General features: G+C 66.8%; 20 protein-coding genes and 1 pseudogene. 14 read left to right on the top strand and 7 right to left on the bottom strand.

The features are described 5' to 3' along the window. The 7 genes and pseudogenes from trxB to AC1DNG_RS19680 all read left to right on the top strand — a co-directional run bounded on the left by trxB (position 1) and on the right by AC1DNG_RS19680 (position 5,367). Complete coding sequence (trxB, locus tag AC1DNG_RS19710) at positions 1-975, top strand: thioredoxin-disulfide reductase (RefSeq protein ID WP_476888061.1); 975 nt, start codon at positions 1-3, stop codon at positions 973-975. A gap of 183 nt (positions 976-1,158) precedes the next feature. Continuing rightward, positions 1,159-1,308, top strand: a pseudogene (locus tag AC1DNG_RS19705) (FAD-dependent oxidoreductase); the annotation flags it as partial. Positions 1,309-1,515: 207 nt separating this feature from the next. Beyond that, complete coding sequence (locus AC1DNG_RS19700; protein ID WP_476888069.1) at positions 1,516-2,544, top strand: FAD-dependent oxidoreductase; 1,029 nt, start codon at positions 1,516-1,518, stop codon at positions 2,542-2,544. A 45-nt stretch (positions 2,545-2,589) separates the two neighbouring features. Then, positions 2,590-3,267, top strand: coding sequence for an arsenate reductase ArsC (locus AC1DNG_RS19695; protein ID WP_476888060.1), 678 nt, complete (start codon positions 2,590-2,592; stop codon positions 3,265-3,267). Beyond that, entirely contained in the window at positions 3,264-3,686 is a 423-nt protein-coding gene (locus AC1DNG_RS19690; RefSeq protein WP_476873359.1) for an arsenate-mycothiol transferase ArsC, read from the top strand. The genes AC1DNG_RS19695 and AC1DNG_RS19690 overlap by 4 nt, the downstream gene beginning before the upstream one ends. A gap of 3 nt (positions 3,687-3,689) precedes the next feature. Next, positions 3,690-4,901, top strand: coding sequence for an MFS transporter (locus tag AC1DNG_RS19685; protein ID WP_476888059.1), 1,212 nt, complete (start codon positions 3,690-3,692; stop codon positions 4,899-4,901). Beyond that, positions 4,891-5,367: a universal stress protein gene (locus AC1DNG_RS19680; RefSeq protein ID WP_476873357.1), complete on the top strand. Its 477-nt coding sequence runs from the start codon at positions 4,891-4,893 to the stop codon at positions 5,365-5,367. The genes AC1DNG_RS19685 and AC1DNG_RS19680 overlap by 11 nt, the downstream gene beginning before the upstream one ends. A gap of 82 nt (positions 5,368-5,449) precedes the next feature. Here AC1DNG_RS19680 and AC1DNG_RS19675 read toward each other — a convergent pair whose 3' ends face one another. The 3 genes from AC1DNG_RS19675 to AC1DNG_RS19665 form a co-directional block, all read right to left on the bottom strand. Then, entirely contained in the window at positions 5,450-5,722 is a 273-nt protein-coding gene (locus tag AC1DNG_RS19675) for a hypothetical protein (protein WP_476873356.1), read from the bottom strand. Between the two features lie 30 nt (positions 5,723-5,752). Further along, positions 5,753-5,905 (bottom strand): hypothetical protein, encoded by a 153-nt coding sequence (locus AC1DNG_RS19670; protein ID WP_476888058.1) that lies wholly within the window; start codon positions 5,903-5,905, stop codon positions 5,753-5,755. A 124-nt stretch (positions 5,906-6,029) separates the two neighbouring features. Next, positions 6,030-6,743, bottom strand: coding sequence for a TetR/AcrR family transcriptional regulator C-terminal domain-containing protein (locus AC1DNG_RS19665; protein WP_476849988.1), 714 nt, complete (start codon positions 6,741-6,743; stop codon positions 6,030-6,032). 274 nt (positions 6,744-7,017) lie between these two features. Between AC1DNG_RS19665 and AC1DNG_RS19660 the strand changes: the two genes are divergently transcribed. The 5 genes from AC1DNG_RS19660 (at position 7,018) to AC1DNG_RS19640 (ending at position 13,232) form a co-directional block, all read left to right on the top strand. Further along, positions 7,018-7,275 (top strand): hypothetical protein, encoded by a 258-nt coding sequence (locus AC1DNG_RS19660; protein WP_230010808.1) that lies wholly within the window; start codon positions 7,018-7,020, stop codon positions 7,273-7,275. 744 nt (positions 7,276-8,019) lie between these two features. Continuing rightward, the gene (locus AC1DNG_RS19655) at positions 8,020-9,084 is read left to right on the top strand and encodes an iron-containing redox enzyme family protein (RefSeq protein ID WP_476888057.1); all 1,065 of its coding nucleotides are present in this window, start codon (positions 8,020-8,022) and stop codon (positions 9,082-9,084) included. Positions 9,085-9,114: 30 nt separating this feature from the next. Further along, complete coding sequence (locus tag AC1DNG_RS19650) at positions 9,115-9,363, top strand: CDGSH iron-sulfur domain-containing protein (protein ID WP_476849986.1); 249 nt, start codon at positions 9,115-9,117, stop codon at positions 9,361-9,363. 517 nt (positions 9,364-9,880) lie between these two features. After that, positions 9,881-11,479: a glycoside hydrolase family 68 protein gene (locus AC1DNG_RS19645; protein ID WP_476856058.1), complete on the top strand. Its 1,599-nt coding sequence runs from the start codon at positions 9,881-9,883 to the stop codon at positions 11,477-11,479. Positions 11,480-11,618: 139 nt separating this feature from the next. Then, complete coding sequence (locus AC1DNG_RS19640; RefSeq protein WP_476849984.1) at positions 11,619-13,232, top strand: glycoside hydrolase family 32 protein; 1,614 nt, start codon at positions 11,619-11,621, stop codon at positions 13,230-13,232. Here AC1DNG_RS19640 and AC1DNG_RS19635 read toward each other — a convergent pair whose 3' ends face one another. After that, positions 13,233-14,108, bottom strand: coding sequence for a PhzF family phenazine biosynthesis protein (locus AC1DNG_RS19635; RefSeq protein WP_476856059.1), 876 nt, complete (start codon positions 14,106-14,108; stop codon positions 13,233-13,235). It lies immediately after the preceding gene. Between the two features lie 147 nt (positions 14,109-14,255). On the opposite strand from AC1DNG_RS19635, the gene AC1DNG_RS19630 reads away from it, so the two are divergent. Then, positions 14,256-15,056, top strand: a complete 801-nt coding sequence (locus tag AC1DNG_RS19630) for a glycoside hydrolase family 25 domain-containing protein (RefSeq protein ID WP_476856060.1) — start codon at positions 14,256-14,258, stop codon at positions 15,054-15,056. A 41-nt stretch (positions 15,057-15,097) separates the two neighbouring features. Here the strand turns inward: AC1DNG_RS19630 and AC1DNG_RS19625 are convergent, their stop codons facing one another. Beyond that, positions 15,098-15,559, bottom strand: a complete 462-nt coding sequence (locus tag AC1DNG_RS19625; RefSeq protein WP_459383551.1) for a hypothetical protein — start codon at positions 15,557-15,559, stop codon at positions 15,098-15,100. A 501-nt stretch (positions 15,560-16,060) separates the two neighbouring features. Between AC1DNG_RS19625 and AC1DNG_RS19620 the strand changes: the two genes are divergently transcribed. Continuing rightward, the gene (locus AC1DNG_RS19620) at positions 16,061-16,879 is read left to right on the top strand and encodes a GAF domain-containing protein (RefSeq protein ID WP_476859566.1); all 819 of its coding nucleotides are present in this window, start codon (positions 16,061-16,063) and stop codon (positions 16,877-16,879) included. A 56-nt stretch (positions 16,880-16,935) separates the two neighbouring features. Here the strand turns inward: AC1DNG_RS19620 and AC1DNG_RS19615 are convergent, their stop codons facing one another. Then, complete coding sequence (locus tag AC1DNG_RS19615) at positions 16,936-17,529, bottom strand: NADPH-dependent FMN reductase (protein WP_476856062.1); 594 nt, start codon at positions 17,527-17,529, stop codon at positions 16,936-16,938. A gap of 100 nt (positions 17,530-17,629) precedes the next feature. Beyond that, the gene (locus tag AC1DNG_RS19610; protein ID WP_476849978.1) at positions 17,630-18,895 is read right to left on the bottom strand and encodes an N-acetylglucosamine-6-phosphate deacetylase; all 1,266 of its coding nucleotides are present in this window, start codon (positions 18,893-18,895) and stop codon (positions 17,630-17,632) included. Positions 18,896-18,905 lie beyond the last annotated feature (10 nt).

Here is an 18,905-nt window from a genome sequence, read left to right as displayed (position 1 = left end):
ATGCCTAAGCAACTCGTCATTATCGGGTCCGGCCCCGCCGGTTACACCGCGGCCATCTACGCCGCCCGCGCCGGCCTCAAGCCGCTGGTCATCGCCGGAGCCGTCACCGCGGGAGGCGCCCTGATGAACACCACCGAGGTCGAGAACTTCCCAGGCTTCCCCGGCGGTATCCAGGGCCCCGAACTCATGGACGGGCTCCAGCAGCAGGCCGAACGCTTCGGTGCGGAGATTATCTTTGACGATGTCACCGAGGTCGACCTTGCCGGCCACATCAAGCGAGTGACAACCGCCAGCAGGGAGACGTTCGAGGCTAAAGCGGTCATCCTCGCCACGGGCTCCGCCTACAAGGAACTCGGTCTGCCGGAGGAGAAGAAGTTCAGCGGCCACGGGCTCTCCTGGTGCGCCACCTGCGACGGCTTCTTCTTCCGCGACCAGGACATCATCGTCGTCGGCGGCGGCGACTCCGCCATGGAGGAAGCGACCTTCCTGACCCGCTTCGGCAAGTCCGTGACCGTGGTGGTTCGCAAGGGCGAACTGCGGGCCTCCCGCATCATGGCCCAGCGCGCCAAGGACAACCCCAAAATCAGCTTCGCCTGGAACTCCACCATCACCAAGATCCACGGCAACGGAAAGGTCACCGGCGTCACCCTGACCGACACCCGCACCGGCGAAACCCGTGAGCAGGCGGCCACCGGGATCTTCGTCGCGATCGGCCACGTGCCGCGCACCGAACTCGTGACCGGGCAGGTGGAGCTCGATGACGAGGGCTACATCAAGGTCGACGCGCCCACCACCGTCACCAACCTGACCGGGGTTTTCGCGTGCGGGGACGCAGTGGACCACCGCTACCGCCAGGCCATCACAGCCGCCGGCACCGGCTGCGCCGCCGCCCTCGACGCCGAGCGCTACCTCGCCGCGTTAGAGGACGCCGACAGCATCGCCACGGCACTGGTGGAAGAACCCACCCACGCCTGACCACGAACGGAGAGGGGGTGAGGTGAATGAAGACAGGATGCTGCAGTGACTCCGGTTGCTGCGACGACTGCCCTGACGACATGCAGGGCTGCTGCTAACACCCTCCCGCCTGCCGGGCCCACAAGGGACCGGCAGGCACCCCCAGCAAGAACCGCCACACCTACGGATGAAACAGAGGAAACCATGGATTCAGCGAAGAACCTTCCCGTTGCCGTGATCGGCGCCGGCCCCGTGGGCCTGGCCGCCGCGGCCCACCTGATCGAACGCGGACTCGAACCGCTGATCCTCGAAGCCGGGCCGACCCCGGCCGCGTCCATCGAGCAGTGGCGCCACATCCGGCTGTTCTCCCCGTGGCAGTACAACACCGACGCCGCCGCCGTCCGCCTGCTCGCCGCGACCGGCTGGGAAGCGCCTGAACCGACGGCGCTGCCCACCGGAGGGGACCTCATCGACGGCTACCTCACCCCACTCACGTCCCTGCCAGCGATCGCGTCCCGCCTGCACACCGGCGCCCGCGTCATCGCGGTAACCCGTCTCGGGATGGACAAGACGCACAGCCGGAACCGCGACACCACCCCCTTCGTCGTCCGGGTCGAGCACACCGACGGCGAAGTCCGCGACTACCAGGCCGCCGCCGTCATCGACGCCTCCGGCACCTGGTCCACCCGCAACCCGCTCGGAACCTTGGGGCTGCCCGCCGTGGGCGAAGCCGCCGCGGCTAAGAGGATTTCCTCACCGCTGCCGGACGTCCTGGGTCGCGACCGTGAAGCGTTCGCCGGCCGCACCGCCGTCGTGGTCGGCGCGGGCCACTCGGCCGCCAACACCCTGCTTAACCTCTCCGAGCTCGCAGCCCAGGTGCCCGGGACCACGATCGTCTGGGCCATCCGCGGCGCGTCGGCTGCCAAGGTCTACGGCGGCGGCGACGCCGACGGTCTCGCCGCCCGCGGCCAGCTCGGCAGCCGGCTCCGCAGCCTCGTCGAGTCCGGCGCCGTGGAACTCCACACCGGCTTCGGGATCGCGGCCCTCGCAGCTTCCGACGGAGCCGTCACCCTGACCTCCACGGACGGCCGCACCCTCGAGGCCGACGTCGTCGTTCCGGCCACCGGTTTCCGCCCCGACCTGGACATCCTCCGGGAACTCCGGCTGGAACTGGACCCCGGCGTTGAGGCCCCGCGTGAACTCGGCCCGCTGATCGACCCCGAATTCCACTCCTGCGGCACCGTCGAACCGCACGGTGCCAGGATGCTCGCCCACCCCGAGCAGGACTTCTACATCGTCGGCATGAAGTCCTACGGCCGGGCCCCGACCTTCCTGCTCGCCACCGGCTACGAGCAGGTCCGCTCCGTCACCGCCGCCCTGGCCGGGGACCGGCAGGCGGCCGACACCGTCCAGCTCGAACTCCCCGAAACCGGCGTCTGCTCCTCGGACATCGGCCCCAGCTGCGACGTCCCCGCGACGGTCCCCGCAGGGTTTGTGGCCGAAAGCTCCGGCGGCTGCTGCGGAGCACCCGAACCTGTCCTCGTCGGGTTCCCCACCGGGCTGGCCCACGGCCGCTCCGGCGAAAACTGACCACGTTCACCTGGCTTCGTCACCCAACTACATTGGAGTGCTGACATGACTGACCACCCTGAACACGGCCTGGGCCTGCAGGACAACACCGAACTCCTGCACCGGATCAGCACGCGGCTGGCCGACCGGTTCGCCGGCATTTTTGCCGCAGAGACGGTCGAACGCTACGTCTTCGAGTCCTACACCGCCCTGGCCCGGACCGCGAAGATCAAAACGTACCTGCCCTCCACCACCGAGCACTTCGCCAACGACCGGCTCAACGCCCTGGCCAAATCCAAGGACGCCGTCACCAGCGACGTCCCGGAGGTGCTGTTCGTCTGCGTGCAGAACGCCGGCCGCTCCCAGATGGCCGCAGCACTCCTGAATGTCGAGGCCAAGGGCAGGATCCGCGTCCGTTCCGCTGGCTCCCTCCCCGTCGCCGAACTCGACCCCGCCGTCGTCGCGGCAATGTCCGAAATGGGCCTGGACCTGACCCGGGACTACCCCAAACCCCTCACCGACGACGTTGTGCGCGCCTCGGACGTGGTGATCACGATGGGGTGCGGGGACTCCTGCCCGATCTACCCCGGCAAACGCTACGAGGACTGGGAACTGGCAGACCCGGCCGGCCTGCCCGTGGCGGCCGTGCGGATCATCCGGGACGAGATCCACGACCGGGTCAAGGCACTCGCCGCATCACTGCTCCACGACCCCAGCTCAGACAAGGAAGAATCCAACGCATGACCGAGACCACGAAAACACCCGGCGTCCTGTTTGTCTGCAGCAAGAACGGCGGGAAGTCCCAGCTCGCCGCCGGACTGATGAACCAGCTCGCAGACGGGACCGTCACCGTGTACTCCGCCGGAACCAAACCCGGGAAGTCACTGAACCCCCAGGCTGTGGAGTCCCTGGCAGAACTGGGCATCGACATCACCGGCGAACACCCCAAACCCGTTGCCGACGATGTGTTGGACGCGGTCGACGTTGTGATCGTCCTGGGCAACGAGGCAAAAGTCGAAGCCCCCGAGGGCAAGCGGCTCGAGGTCTGGGCTACGGACGAGCCCTCCGAGCGCGGCATCGAAGGCATGGAACGCATGCGCCTGGTCCGGGATGACATCAAGGCCCGGGTCCGGAAGCTGCATGCGGAGCTCACCGGGAACTAGACCGTGCCTAGCCCGGCGCTATCCCGGACCCTGGTCGCGGAGGGTGCACCGCGCGGCGGCCTCGCCGCGCTGTGCATCACCCAGACGACCGGGTGGGGCGTGCTCTACTACGCATTGATCGCGGCGGTCCGCCCCATCAGCGAGGACACCGGCTGGGACCAAGCCCTCGTGACCGGAGCCTTTTCGGCCGGCCTGCTGGTCTCCGCAGTAGCCGGGATCTTCGTGGGCAGGGTCCTCGACAGGACCGGCCCGCGCACGCTGATGATCGGCGGGTCCCTCGTCGGAATACTGGCCCTGGTCATGGTGGCGACGGCACCAAACCTGCCCGCGTTCTTTGCGGCCTGGCTGGTCGCCGGCACCGCGCAGGCCGCCGTGCTGTACCAGCCGGCCTTCACGGTGATCAGCCGCTGGTACGGACCCGCCCGCATCCGGCCCCTGACCGTCCTGACCCTCGTCGCCGGGTTCGCATCAACCATCTTCGCCCCGCTCACCGCAACCCTGACATCCGTGGTCGGCTGGCGAGGCGCCTTCCTCATCCTCGCCGGAGCCACGGGGCTGATCACCCTGCCCCTGCACGCCCACTACCTGAACCGGACCTGGGGCCAGGCCGCCCCCGGCGCTCCCGCGACGGACCACCGGGTGATGGTGCGGGCCGTGCGGCGCAGTCCGGAATTCCTCGGCCTGCAGGCGCTCATGGTCCTGCTCTGCCTGGGGCTCTACACCGTGACGCTGAACATCATCCCCCTGCTCATGGAAAAGGGAGCCGACTACACCACCGCCGCGCTCGGCCTCGGACTCGTGGGCGCAGGACAGGTCGGCGGCCGTCTGCTGTTCGCAGCTATCCCGCCCGGCACCCGGCTGCCGGTCATCGCCGGAACCGCAGCCTGTGCCGTCCTTTTACTGGCGGCCCTGCCCGGCCCGGTCCCGCTGCTTATCGCGGCAGGAATGCTCGCCGGGGCGGTCCGCGGGTGCCAGACCCTGCTGCAGGCCACGATCGTAGGCGACCGGTGGGGAAGCCAGAACCTGGGTACGCTGCAGGGAGTCTTCGCAGCTCCGCTGACAGCTGTTACCGCCGTTGCCCCGGCGGCCGGCCCGGTAATCGCAGCCTGGCTCGGCAGTTACACTTCCATGGCCTACGCCGCGGCGGCCGCCACCGGGACCGCCGCATTCATCGCCGTCGTCGTGCGCTTCTCCAGAGGCCACCATGCCGGATGAAGGATGGCCGGACGGACCAGTCGTGCTCGGAGTCGGGTGGACGTTTTCAGAGCACCTGATCCGTACCGCCGCCGGCCTCGCGGCAGTCCTGGGACAGCATCTCGTCTGCGCATTCGTGGATCCAGCCAGTTACCTGACGGAATGGGAGCCGGAGGGCCAACGGACAGCTCTTTCACTGGACCCGATAGTCAATGAAGAGGCCGAATTCCCATCCAGGCAACTGCAACGGAAGCTGGAATCCATCCTCGGACAGCCCGGGGAGACGTGGTCGTTCCGCGTGCTCAACGGCGACATCCCCAAAGCCCTCAGCCGACTGGCAGAGAACATAGATGCACCCTTGCTCGTTGTCGGCGCCGACCGGCCAGGGCCCCTGGCACGGTTGGACAGGTTCCTCGAAGGATCCGTTTCCGGGTCCCTGATCCACCATCAGCAGCGCCCGGTCCTCGTTGTCCCCGACAACAGATAACGGGGCTAGGCGGGCGGCCGATCTGCGGCCCAAAATGCCCCCGTCTGCCCCTCGGCCGCCTCCGGACCGGGCCCGCCCGAACCTACAGGACCTCCAGCGCCTCTACCTCGGCGGCGTCCAGCAGCGCTGTTGAGTCTGCGCCGGTGGCCCGGGCCAGGTCGTCCAAGGCCCTGAAATGGACGCGTGCGAGGGCGATGGCCACCAGTTCCACGTAGGCCGACCCGTTGCGTTGTTCCAGGTCGCCTAGATAGTCGCGCATGCGCCCTTCCAGGGCGCCGGGTCCCTCGGACTCTTCCGCGGCGAGCCGCGTCAGCGTGAGCGCTGCCAGGTCCGGGTTGTCGTAAATCAGTCCCATGGGCCAACGCTAAGCACCTGACCGCTTCGGTCAAGAGGCTGCATACCGCCAGCGAACGGCCTCCAGTGCGCGGAGCAGGGGAGAGGGATTGGTCTTGAGCAGGTCAACGGGGCGGGCTCCGGCCAGTTCCCGGGACGGGGTGGCCATCGAGGCCGTGAAGTAGTTGTGCGGGATCTGCAGCATGTATGTTTCTATGCCTACCGAAGGTCTCGCGCAGGCCACAGAGCTTCTGCCCGTGGGGCCCGGAAGCCAGCAGGCGAAGGACCGGCTGTCCAACCCGGGCTGAGATGACCGGTGCCTTTCCGGATCATGGTTTGGTCGGGGAATCCGGCATCCGGCAGCGGGCCGCGAGCCCCGAGAGCAGGATGGTGATTCCCTCATCCAGTTCGGCCATCCCGTCGTAGTCGGCGAGGACCGGGGCGAGGGCGCGGAGGCGGGGGAATTCCTTCGGTGGCAGGCGGTGCAGGCCCAGCCGGAGAAGGGCCTCATTCTCCTCGGGGTCGACGACGAATTCCTGCAGTTCGTTGAGGATGTGCCCGTAGAGGTATCCGTAGTAGGCGCGGTAGACGTGCAATGCGTCAACGGGGGCGAATCCGGCGTCGATCAGCAGGGACAGGATCTGCTCCAGCGGACGCAATGTTCCCAGCGGCCGCAGGCCCAGGGGCGTTGACAGGGGGCGGGTCACGAGGAGGGGCACGACGTTGGGGTGCCGGAGCGCCAGGAGCCGCAGGTCGTGGGCAATGCGCCGGAGCTGCGACTGCCAGTCGGGATCATCGGGAATGATGGCCAGTTCATTCAGCACGAGTTCTGAGACGCCGTCCAGCAGGGCTGCGCGGTTGGCGGCGTAGCGGTACAGGCTCATGGGATCCCGCCCGAGTTCCTGCCCGAGCCTGCGCATGGTGAGGGCGTCGAGTCCCTCGGCGTCCACCAGTGCCAGTGCCGTCGACAGGACAATCTCCCGGCTGAGGCGAGCCTTCTTGCCGGGAGCCGCAGGGGGCGCCGGGTGCTCTTCGGGCGACATGGTTTTCCGTTCGGGTCGATACAGAGTGGTTATAGTTCCGGGATGAAAAGCCGGTTGCTTAATGTGTAGTCTACGCCTAAAGTCTACATCGTAGAGAAGTTGCATTGGCTGGTTTCCGCAGGATGTGGACCGCCAGCCCAGTAACGCTTTATTCCCGGATCTGCGGTGACGCAGCAGTGCGGGATCTTGCTTCATCGCCCCGTGCATGGCCTTGACGCTCAGCTGCTGTAGCCACACGGCGGCACACAATGCACCGCGAAGAAACGAGCCACTCATGGCAACTTCCCAATACGACCAATTCCTGCAGGAAGCCACAACCCGGGACCCTGCATCCGACCACGCCCTGGGCCGGGACTGCCTCTACGGGCTCTACACCAGCTGGTGCTTCCTGAGCCAGACCGCGCCCCGCCCTGAAGATGCCTTCTGGGCGGCCATGAAAGAAAAGCAGATCCATCCCAAGCGCAACGGCCTCCGCATGAAAGGACCAGCCGCGGCGGACTACATCCTGGCCAGCTACCCGGGCCTGGTCTGACCCGGATGACAATCACGTCAAGCACGTACTTGCCACGGGATGCCCACCAGCCCCGAGGGCGCCGGCCTTGGTGTGCGACATGTGAGACCGACCGGCACCTGCTCCTGGACTCTGTCGCCACCTTGAATCCGCAGCAGGAAACCCTCGCGGCCGCCATCAGCTGCACCAACTGCGGCAGCTCGCACGTGGTAGCTACGACTGCGGCGTTTCTCGCAATCATCCCGGCGCGGAACGGGAACAGCGGCGGTGCCATGCACCGGGAGGACGCCTACCGCCACTGCCAGGAGCCGATGTCCGCAGTGGACCCCGAGCGGCGAAGTGCCCACCGGGCGGTTTCCACACACGCCGGGAGCCCGGATGTTCTGGGCGACTATCTCCGGACGCGTGTTCTCCGGTGCCGGTGCGGGTTCCAGATGGAAATACCCCGCCCGTGACAGGCAGCACCCTCCCGGGTCTGTAACCAACAAAGAATTAGGGGCACACCGTTTCCAACCACAGCACTGCCACCACCGGAGCCTCCGCGGCCCACTATCAACGACCCGCGCTGATGGACATGGATCTGTCCCCGCAGGGACTCGCGGATGCCCCGGCGAACGAAGTCGACCCGGAAAGCCTCGTCTACACCGGCAACAGCTAAGGGCGCCGCACCTTGGGGCCCCTCCGGCCGTAACCCCGGGGCGGGCTCACTTCGACGCACTTTCACCGGCCGCAGCCAAAACCGCTGAGGCCCACGTAGGAGAAAACATGAAGATCCCTGACGCGCGCGGACCCATAAGCCGTGGCCTTTTCCGGCTTCTGGCCGACGGGACCGGAGATGATTCCGCAGCCCAGGGCACGCTGCGCGATCTCACCGAACTCATCAACGGGCAGCTGGCACTCGCCGATGACATCATCGACGACGGCGATGTGCAATTGACCCTGTTCTGCCTCTACGAGCTGCATTACGGCGGCTTGGATGGGGTGGACGATCGCTGGGAATGGAACCCCGGGCTGATCGCACTCCGGCAGCTGCTGGAGGGACCGTTCGAGCTGGCGCTGCGGTCCGTGGCCCGCTCGTCCGCCGGATCAGTCCAGCCTGCTCCTGCCGCCGGCCTGGACAGCGACGCGGTGGCGGACATTCTGTTCGGGCTCGCGGGCCAGGACGGTGGACCGGGCATGTCCCGCCATGTGGCGAAGCTGGCCACCCTCGGGCAGCTCCGTGAATTCCTGGTCCACAAATCGATCTATCAGCTCAAGGAAGCCGATCCGCACACCTGGGCGATCCCGAGGCTGACCGGGCGGGCCAAGGCTGCGCTGGTGGAGATACAGGCTGACGAGTACGGCGGAGGGCGCCCGGACCGCATGCACAGTGCACTTTTCGCCCGGACCATGCGAGGGCTGGGGCTGAACTATGTCTACGGCGGCTATGTGGACGCCGTCCCGGCCATCTCTCTCGCCGCGGTCAACATGATGTCCCTTTTCGGCCTGAACCGCAGACTGCGGGGAGCCATCGCAGGGCATCTGGCGATCTATGAGATGACGTCCTCCCGGCCGAACCAGCTGTACGGCAACGGTTTCCGGCGTCTCGGATTCGGGGCCGATGTGACCGCGTACTTCGACGAGCACGTCGAAGCGGACGCCGTCCACGAACAGATCGCGGGCCGGGATCTCGCCGGAGGGCTCGTGGAGGCAGAGCCGGATCTCTTTCCGGACGTCCTGTTCGGCGCGACGGCGGTGCTCGCCATCGACGCCCGACTCACTGCGCACATCATGGGGGCGTGGGAGAGCGGCACGTCGTCGCTGAAGCCGCCTGTCCCCGCCGGGGTCTGACCCGGGCACGAACCCAGTCAGGGAGCATCTATGAACCAGAACCCGCAGGAATCGTCCAACGACGCCGCCATTGTTATTTGTCCCGACGGACCGATCCTGGTCCGCGGCGAGTTTGAGATCGTCACCCCGTCCGGGGGAGCAGTGCCGCGGTCGCGCAAAACAGTCGCCCTGTGCCGCTGCGGCGCGTCCGCGATCAAACCCTACTGCGACGGCACCCACAAATTGATCGGGTTCCGAACCGAATTCCCTGCCACCCCGGGGACGAGAGAAGCGACGTGAGGCACCCGGGAATGGTTGGGGATCTGTGGCACTTATCGCCGGATTCGTGGCCTCCGGTGACCGGAGTACGAACGCTTTGGCACCCGGCCCCTTACTCAAGGCGCCGGCGTCGTGCTCCGCAGTGTGGGCTGGGTGAGGGCGGCCGCGGCGCAACGAACAGGTAAACAGCGGGCGACTTGAAAAAGAAAGCATATTTTTTAGGAAATATTTGACTCAATCTTTGAGTCGTGGCACGCGCGCGGAGAGTTTGTGTAAGCGCTTACATCGACCGGGGTATGAGCCGTTTTGGTGTCTGAAATGTGGTTTTGAATCCTCGCCGGCACTGTCTACGGTGATGAACGTCCAGGAGGTCAGCACCCTCCCGGGCCACCGACGGGGCCCTACCGAGGTCCCGTCCCCTCGACACGATGGCGTCCTCGATGACGCCTGCGGTGTCATCGGGGCTGCCGGAGTTTCGGGGAATGAGGGCATACGCCCGTCTTCCACGAATGGTCTCAACTCCGCGAGAAGAGCAAAAATGCACGAGCACCCCAATACACACCGGAAGCTGCGGTGGCGTTCTGTCGCCGCGGCACTGGCGGCGGCCGTGGCGGCCTCCGTCTTCCTTGCCGTTCCGTCAGCCCAGGCAAACACGCCCTCGGATCCGCCGAGCGGCGGGCAGATGCCGGCTCCGACACCCGGCTTCCCCCTGCCCACGAAGCACACCCAGCAGGCGTTCGATCCGGCCGCGGCCTTCACCTCCAAGTGGACGCGTGCCGATGCCAAGCAGATTATGGCCCAAAGCAGCACAAGCGTAACCCCGGGCCAGAACTCCATGAGCCCGAACGTCACCATGCCGGAAATCCCCCAGGACTTCCCGGCCATGAACGACGACGTCTGGGTTTGGGACACGTGGTCCCTGACCGACGAGAACGCAAACCAGATCAGCTACAAGGGCTGGGACGTGATCTTCTCACTCGTTGCCGACCGCCACGCCGGCTACGGCTTCGACCAGCGGCACTGGAACGCCCGGATCGGCTATTTCTTCCGCAAGACCAACGCCGATCCGGCCAAGGACAAGTGGAACTACGGCGGACACCTGTTCCTGGACAACACCTCCGTCGGCAACACCGAATGGTCCGGTTCAACCCGCCTCATGCAGGGGAACCACGTCAACGTCTTCTACACCGCAACGACGTTCTACGACGTTGCCGAGCGCAACGCCGGCGGCGGCGGAATCGCCCCGGATGCCGTGATCGCCAAGGCACTGGGCAACATCCACGCTGACAAGAACGGCGTGAGCTTCGACGGCTTCGAGCACACCAAACTCCTTGAGCCGGACGGCGTCATGTACCAGAACAAGGCCCAGAACCCAGGGTTCGCCTTCCGGGACCCCTACACGTTCGTAGACCCGGCGCACCCGGGCAAGACCTTCATGGTCTTCGAAGGCAACACCGGCGGCCAGCGGGGCGACTACAAGTGCACGGAGCAGGACCTGGGCTACCAGCCCGGGGACCCCCGCGCCGAATCCGCGAACACCGTCAACGCCACCACCGGTGCATGGTTCCAGACGGCCAACGTGGGCCTGGCCGTGGCGGACAACAAAGACCTGACCAAATGGCACTTCCTGCCGCCGATCCTGTCCGCCAACTGCGTCAACGACCAGACCGAGCGTCCGCAGATCTTCATCCAGAGCGAGGGCGGCAAGAACAAGTACTACCTGTTCACCATCAGCCACCAGTTCACCTATGCGGATGGAATGCGCGGCCCCGACGGAGTTTACGGCTTTGTGGGCGACGGCGTCCGTTCCGACTACCAGCCCATGAACAACAGCGGCCTGACGCTGGCATCCCCCACGGACCTGAATATGCCAGCCAATGCGCCCGAAGGGCCGGATCCCCGCCAGAACGGCCGCCAGTTCCAGGCCTACTCGCACTACGTGCAGCCGGGCGGGCTGGTGCAGTCCTTTATCGACAACGTGGACGGCGTCCGCGGCGGGTCCCTCTCGCCCACCGTGAAGATCAACTTCCGCAACGGAGTTTCGGCCGTTGACCGCACCTTCGGCCAGAACGGCCTGGGCCCGTTCGGGTACCTGCCCACGAACCTCAACGTCGGCGGTGCCGGGCTGTACAAGTAGTGCAGTAGGCAGTCATGAGACGGAAGCACCCGGATTTCCGGGTGCTTCCGTCCCACTGCAGGCCCTGGACCGACGGGCCATAGATGGGCAGGCCATAGATGGGCGGGATGGCTTCCACCAAGACCAGGAATGTTAAATCATGAAAAACCATTGGACGATCTGGATGGTGGCCGCCGTGGCCGCCGCCGCGGCCGTTCTGATCGCGGTGGCGCTGGTCCCTTCGCCGGGATCAAGCCCGGGTTCCCAGAGCCACGCCGGGCAGGCGCAGCCAGCTTTCGACCGGCCCGAGGGGGCATCCGAGTTCCGGCCGAGCTATCACATAACGCCCGGGAAGAACTGGATGAATGATCCGCAGCGTCCCATCCTGCTCGACGGCGTGTGGCACTACTACTACCTCTACAACGCCGGGTACCCGAAGGAGAACGGCACCGAGTGGTACCACCTGACCAGCACGGATCTTGTGCACTGGAAGGAGGAGGGAGTGGCGATCACCAAGTACAAAAACGGGCTGGGCGACATCGAAACCGGAAGCGCCGTGGTGGACCAGGACAATTCGGCCGGCTTTGGCAAGGGGGCTGTCATTGCGGTCATGACGCAGCAGGACCAGGGAATCCAGCGGCAGTCCCTGTTCTATTCCACTGACCACGGATACTCCTTCACCGCCTATGCGCAGAACCCGGTCATGGAAAACCCGGGCGAACCGGACTGGCGGGATCCCAAAATCATCCGGGATGCGGCCCACGGCCAATGGGTGATGGCCCTGGCCGAAGGCGACAAGATCGGCATGTATACGTCGTCGAACCTGTTGGACTGGCACTACGCCTCAGGCATCGAACGCAAAGGTCTGGGCGTCCTAGAGTGCCCGGACCTTTTCCAGTTGGATCTCGACGGTGATCCATCCAAACGGACCTGGGTCCTGGCCGCCAGCGCCAACGGGAGCGAAGAGGGCTTCACCACGGGCGTTGCCTACTGGACTGGCGAATGGGACGGAACCCGATTCACCCCGTCTGACGGGCCGCACCAGTGGCTCGACGCCGGCTCCGACTTCTACGCCGCCGTGACGTGGGATGATCCCAGGCTCACCGAAAGCCAGCGGATGTCCTCGCGGCACGCCATCGGGTGGATGAACAACTGGCAGTACGCCCGGCAGCTGCCCACTCAGGACTGGCACGGCGGCGCCGACTCCATAGTGAGGGACATACGGCTGCAAACAATCGCCGGAAAGCCAACGCTGGTGTCGAGCCCCACGACTGCCATGAAGTCCCTTGAAGGCCCGGCGGCAACCACCGGGGAACGTCGACTGACACCGGATGGCGCAGGACAACTGCCGGTCCCGGAAGGCGGGGCGTACCGGCTCGATGTAACTCTAGAGCGGACAGCGCAGGACGACGGTTCCGTTGCCAGGATCGAACTCGAAAGCGGCGGGGGCACGTTCGCCACCGTCGGATACGACTTCGCCACCGAGTCAGCATTCATCTCCCGGGAGTCCGATGTTGCCGCCACCGGCAAGGCAGAACTCAGCCCCGACTATCGGGCATCGCGGCGCGCAGCCAGCCCAGCGCGGAACGGGACGGTGGAGCTAACGATTTTCGTCGACTATTGCTCGGTGGAGGTTTTCATCAACGGCGGGGAAAAGACCATGACGTCACTCGTTTTCCCCGCTGCGGGGACGCCGGGGGTCAAAGCCGTCACGGCAGGGGGCACGCTGACGCTGAAGTCCTTCAGCTACCGGCGCTTAGCCTCCACCCAGTGATCAGCTGTTGCCCGCAGCGGCGGGGATCCGGACGGCCCTGCCGCTGACCACTATTCCGCCGGCAGCGGGAATGTCCACGGTGAGCAGGCCCGGACGGCCGACGTGCCGTCCCTGGTGGATGAGGACTCTCGACGGGGGATCGACCAGGCCCAGGATGCGCAGGTAGGCGCCAACGGCCGCCGCGGCCGCCCCGGTTGCGGGGTCCTCCGTGATGGCACCCACCGGGAACAGGTTCCGGGCTTCGAATTCGCCATCTGCAATCGGGTGCAGGACGGTCACCGTCGCGGCCCAGCCCTGTGCGTCCATCAGCCGGCGCACGGCCTCCGGATCGAAGGAAAAGGAGTCGAAAAGATAGCGGTCCGCGACGACCAGCACCGGATGCCAGTTCCCCGAATACGCGATCCGCGGCGGATAGGCCGGATCGAGATCGTCCAGACCGAAACCGAGCAATCCAAGAAGTTCAGCCAGGACGCCGTCGTCGAAGGCGGCCAGTTGCGGTTCAACGCCCGTGAACGATGCCGTGATCTCGGCACCGTCCCCCGCCGTTTCAATGCGGACGGGGCCGACGGGGGTCTCGAAGGTGAAGGCGCCCGCCCCGTCGCGTGCGCTCAGCGCAACGGCCAGCGCAATCGTCGCATGCCCGCAGAATGGCACCTCGGCGATCGGCGAGAAGTACCGAACCCGGCTCCGGCGCGGGTCGCCGTCGACACCCGGCTCCGTCACGAAAGCCGTCTCTGCGTACCCGATGGCGGCCGCCACCGCCAGCATCCCGGCATCATCCAGATCACGGGCATCCAGCACCAGGCCTGCAGGATTTCCGCCGTTGGGCGTCGTGGAAAAGGCCGCATAGCGCAGGACCTCCGGGGTGGTTTCCATACACCGATCCTCCCATGCCGGGCCACCGCGTCTGTGGGAGCCGCCGGCGGACCGGCCCATGAACTCACTACCGAAAGCCTTGACCGGGCAAACCTGCGGCGGCCATGCTGTGCTAACTGCTCAGCAGCATCGACGGGAAGGCCCACCATGTCCCTTGCACCCTTTTCCTCGCGTTGCCGGGTGATCCTTGCGGCCGCCGCAAGCTTCGCGCTGATGCTGGCCGGAACGCCGGCCCACGCAGCCGGGGCTGCGGGCCCGGGCAACGATGTGTCGTGGCCCCAATGCGGCAAAACGCTGCCCCGGGGCCAGACGTTCGCCGTCGTCGGCGTGAACAATGGGCTGGCCAACACCACCAACCCGTGTCTGGCGACGCAGCTGTCCTGGGCCGGGACGTCCACCGGCGGGACTGGCCAGCCCCTGGTCGCGCTCTACGTGAACACCGCCAACCCCGGTACTTCAGGATCCTGGTGGCCTACCAGCAACAACTACGGAGGAACCACCGTCGCCAACCCCTACGGACAGTGCACCGAGGGTTCAGTCGAGGAAGCCTGCTCCTACATGTACGGCTATGCCAAGGCCTACGACGATGCCAACATCCGGGGGATAAGCAACGCGGCGGCCTACACGTGGTGGCTCGATGTCGAGACCGGCAACAGCTGGTCAACCCGCCCGGCGGCGAACCGTGCCGATCTGGAGGGGATGGCGGCCTACTTCGCGAGTGTCGGAGCCCGAACGGGCCTTTACTCCGCCAAGACGCAGTGGACCCAAATTGTGGGAACGGTGCCGTCCTCGAGCAACCTTTACACGCTGCCCAGCTGGCTGGCCGGGGCGAAGTCACTCGCCGTGGCAAAACGCAAATGCTCCGAGGCGCCACTGACGGCCGGCGGGAAAGTCACCATTGCCCAGTACGTGTCGGGAGGATTCGACTACGACCATTCCTGTATCTGAGGGCCCAACGGGCACCGATTGGGACAAGACATGTCAGACCGCTAACACTTGACCTCAGTCCGGAGGTCGCGGATCGCGGCCTCGACGTTGGAGGCTTCGTCCCGGAGGGAATCAGCTGCTTGAGTCAACGTGGCATTGTCAGGCACCGCGGCGACTGCGGCATTGAACTTGGCTTCGGCGGCCATAACCGCCTCCGCCCGTTGCTGGGCGAGGTTCTCGCTTGCCTTGGCCAGCTCTTCATAGGTCTTGGAGACTTGGTCTTGGGCCGCGCGCACCTGCTCGATGGTGGCGTCCGGCTTGAGCGTGGCCTTGAAATTCGCCAGGGCCGCGGCATGGGCATCGGCAGCAGCGCAGATTTCCGACACGCTCGCGGGCGGGCTCGAGATGGCCGCGGTGGGGCTTGGGGTGGCAGCCGGCGGACTCGTGGGGCTGCATCCGGTGAGCAGTACGACGGCGGTCGCAAGCGCGATGGATCCCACGGTGATTGCGTGCGGTCTTGACATTTGGAGGCTCCTCTCCCAGCTGGGATCGCCCCCGAGCAGTGGGGCATCGAAGGGCATATCCATCGTCTGCCCGGACGCGCGTGCGGACCTCATCCGCCGGGGGTGAAATGGGCGGTAGTGCGCTGCCGGCCGGCACGGGCCCAAAGGCCCTTTTGGGACCTGCGGAACGCGGGTATTAATGGTTGTGCCACGGCGGGACGGGTCCTCCGCGACTGGTGTTGAAGCCGGGGCGGGCGGTCCAGGGCGGATGTTAAAAGCCTCCCTGGGCCGCCGCGGCGCTGAAGCAGATTTCCCGCTGTCACGCGAACAGCTCAGCGGAACAGCTGCCGGAATAGCTGAGGAACAGTTCATCGAAACAGGTCGCCGGGACAGCCCGGAACCATACCAAAACGACAGAGGCCCTGGCTCTGACAAATGGGAGGCGCGGCGGTGTCCGCCCGGACGTATGCTGTTTTCATCGGTTCAGCAGTGAGCTGCGTGCTTTGATCTCGAGCGTGGAACATGACCCAAGGAATTGCAGGAGACGGCCGGCAGGATCGTTATGCCTCCTTCTGGGAGCTGCACTTCAACGACCCGGATGTCGGTGCCTTCCTCAGCGAAGCGGTGAGCGAGTTTGTTGACGACATCGGTGGTCCCGGCCGTGGGATCAGCTGGGCAGTGACACTGGTCGGGTCCGCGGAGGCCCTCACGCTGACTGCGGGCAGCGCACCGGCACGGGCCGCCGACGAGGCGCAGCGTTCCTTCGATGACGGGCCCGCCCGCACGGCGGTCCGAACCGGCGAATATGTGTTCGTGGGCGACACTTCCCTGGAGCGGCGCTGGCCCGGGTACGCCAGCGCTGCCGCAGCCTTCGGGGTCCGGTCCCTCGTATCCGTTCCACTGGCACCACAAGCGGTCTTCCATGCCGCCGTGAACCTGTACGCCGCGTGGCCGCACGTCTTCACCAGCGCAGACATCATCGCAGCGGCTCGGCTGGCCCGCTACATCTCCCGTGCACTGCGTTTGGTCCAGGAGTTGGCGCTGAGGTCCGGGGGCGGCGCAGATCTCTCTTCGGCGCAGCTCTCCCGGGCACTGGCAGGGCTGGCGCTGCGGACGCTGGTGCGGGAGTACGGGTTCAGTGAAGAAGGGGCGCTTGACTACCTGCGCAGCGTCGCGGGCGGAGCCGCGCGGGAATCATCCGGCGCCACGGTCCACGTCCTGGTGCCCGATTCCGTTCCGGGCCAGAACGTGCCCCTGCCCAGTCCCTATGCCGCGGCGCCACACGGCGGAGACACGCCCCCCGTCCGGCGGCGGCGGCGCAGGACGGGGACTCCGGCGTAGGCGGACACCGGCACGCGGCCCGCGGGACGGCAAACCGGGCCCAGCCAGGGCAGGGGTCACGCCGCGCTGGCGTCTTCTGTTCCGTGGGCATGGCCCGGCCGGAGGACCTTCAGCGCGCCGGCCCACGCGATCACCTGGTCAAACAGGATCTGCAGGCTCTTTTCCGCGGCCGCCGTCGGGATGAATGTGCGGTAATTCGCGAACTCCGTGGCCAGGGGCAGCGCCACCTGGGCCCGGACGTCGGCCATCTGCAGCTCCGCGGACACTCCGCGGAAGTGTTCGACGGCGCGGATGCCGCCGCTGCTTCCGTAGCTGACAAACCCGGCCGCCTTGTTGTTCCACTCCTTGTAGAGGTAGTCCACAGCGTTCTTCAGTGCGCCGGGAATCGAGTGGTTGTACTCGCCCGTGACGAAGATGTAGCCGTCGAATCCGTCGACAGCTTCGGACCAGGCCTTGGTGTAGGGCTGGCTGTACCGGCCGAAGGAGGGTGGCAGCGGCTCGTCCAGCAGCGGAAGATCAAAATCGGCGACGTCGAGGACGTCAAAGGTGGCATCGCCGCGTTCTGATGCCCGGGCACTTACCCAGTCGGCGACGGCCTTTCCGAGGCGACCGGGCCGGGTGCTCCCGAGCACGATAGCGATGCGGATCATGGCGGGCTCCTTTCCGGAAGTAATGTTTGCCCACACTCAGAACAACAAAACGAAGGGCTCGAAACTTCCGCAACCGCCGTGGGCCCCGCGGGTTCAGGGGCTAACGCGCGGCACGTCGATGGTCCGCCAGGATCCGTCCGCCGCGCAGCACGGCCACGATGTCGAAGCCCGGGTCAACGGCGATGATATCGGCGCGCATTCCAGCCCGGAGGGCGCCGATCTCCGTCTCCAGGCCCAGGACCCGGGCCGGGACCAGGGTGGCCGCCGCGACAGCGTCGGCCGGACTCACCCCCGCCGCGATGGCCATGCGGACAACCTCCAACAGGGTCGCCGTGCCCCCGGCAAGGGCGCCGTTGCTCCGCAGGGTGGCCACGCCGTCGTGCACCACCACTTCCACGGGGCCGAGTTCGTAGTCGCCGTCGGGCAGCCCGGTTGCCGCCATGGAGTCCGTCACCAGCGCGATGCCCCCGGCTCCGACCAGGTCAAAGACCATCCGGACCGTCTCCGGGTCGAGGTGGACGCCGTCGCCGACGAGCTCGACCACGACCGTGCCGGCGGCCGCCAGCCGCAGGCACGCGGCCGCCGGTCCGGGACTCCGGTGATGCAGGGGAGGCATGCCGTTGAACAGATGGGTCACCGTGGGCCGGGCCCGCGGCCCGAAGACCCCGGAAGCCGCGCCCCCGCGGATGAGGTCCGCGGCTTCCGCCAGTGAGGCCGCGGCAACGGGGGCAGCGGCATCGGTATGGCCCAGTGAGGGGATCACCCCGTGGTCCGTGAGGATCCGTAGGAGCTCACTCGCGCCGGGCAGTTCGGGGGCGTACGTCATGGTCCGCAGGGCTCCGCCGGCCGCCGCCACCAGCCGCCGGAGCAGCGCAGGGTCGGGGGCGCGGAGCCAGCGCGGGTCCTGCGCGCCGCACCGGGCGGCGGAGAGGAAGGGCCCCTCGGAGTGCACGCCGGCGATCAGTCCCTCGGCCGCCAGGACGTTGAGTACGCCGAGCGACCCCACCAGCTCATCTTCCGGGGCGGTGACGAGGCTCGCCAGGAGGGTGGTGGTCCCGTTGCGGTGCAGGAAGTCCACGGCCGCCCGGCAGCCCCGGTCATTGCCGGCCGGGAATCCGCCGCCCGCGGCGCCGTGGCAATGGAGGTCGACAAGCCCGGGAAGCAGGGAGCTGCCGGGCGGCAGCGGGAGCTCCTCCGCATCCGGGAAATGTGCGGCGTCAAAGCCGTCGCCGGGTCCCGCGTAGGCGATCCGGCCGCCGTTCACCGCCACCACGCAGCCCGGTGTGCAGGCGCCGTCCGTGATGAGGGCACCCCGCAGGATGTAGGCAGGGGCGGCGGCTTCGCGGTCCTCGAGGGGCAGGATCATGGTGCCAAAC

Source organism: Arthrobacter sp. 01T425, assembly GCF_056398725.1.
Note: the sequence above shows the minus strand (reverse complement) of the source record. Positions and strands in the feature narration are given on the sequence as shown.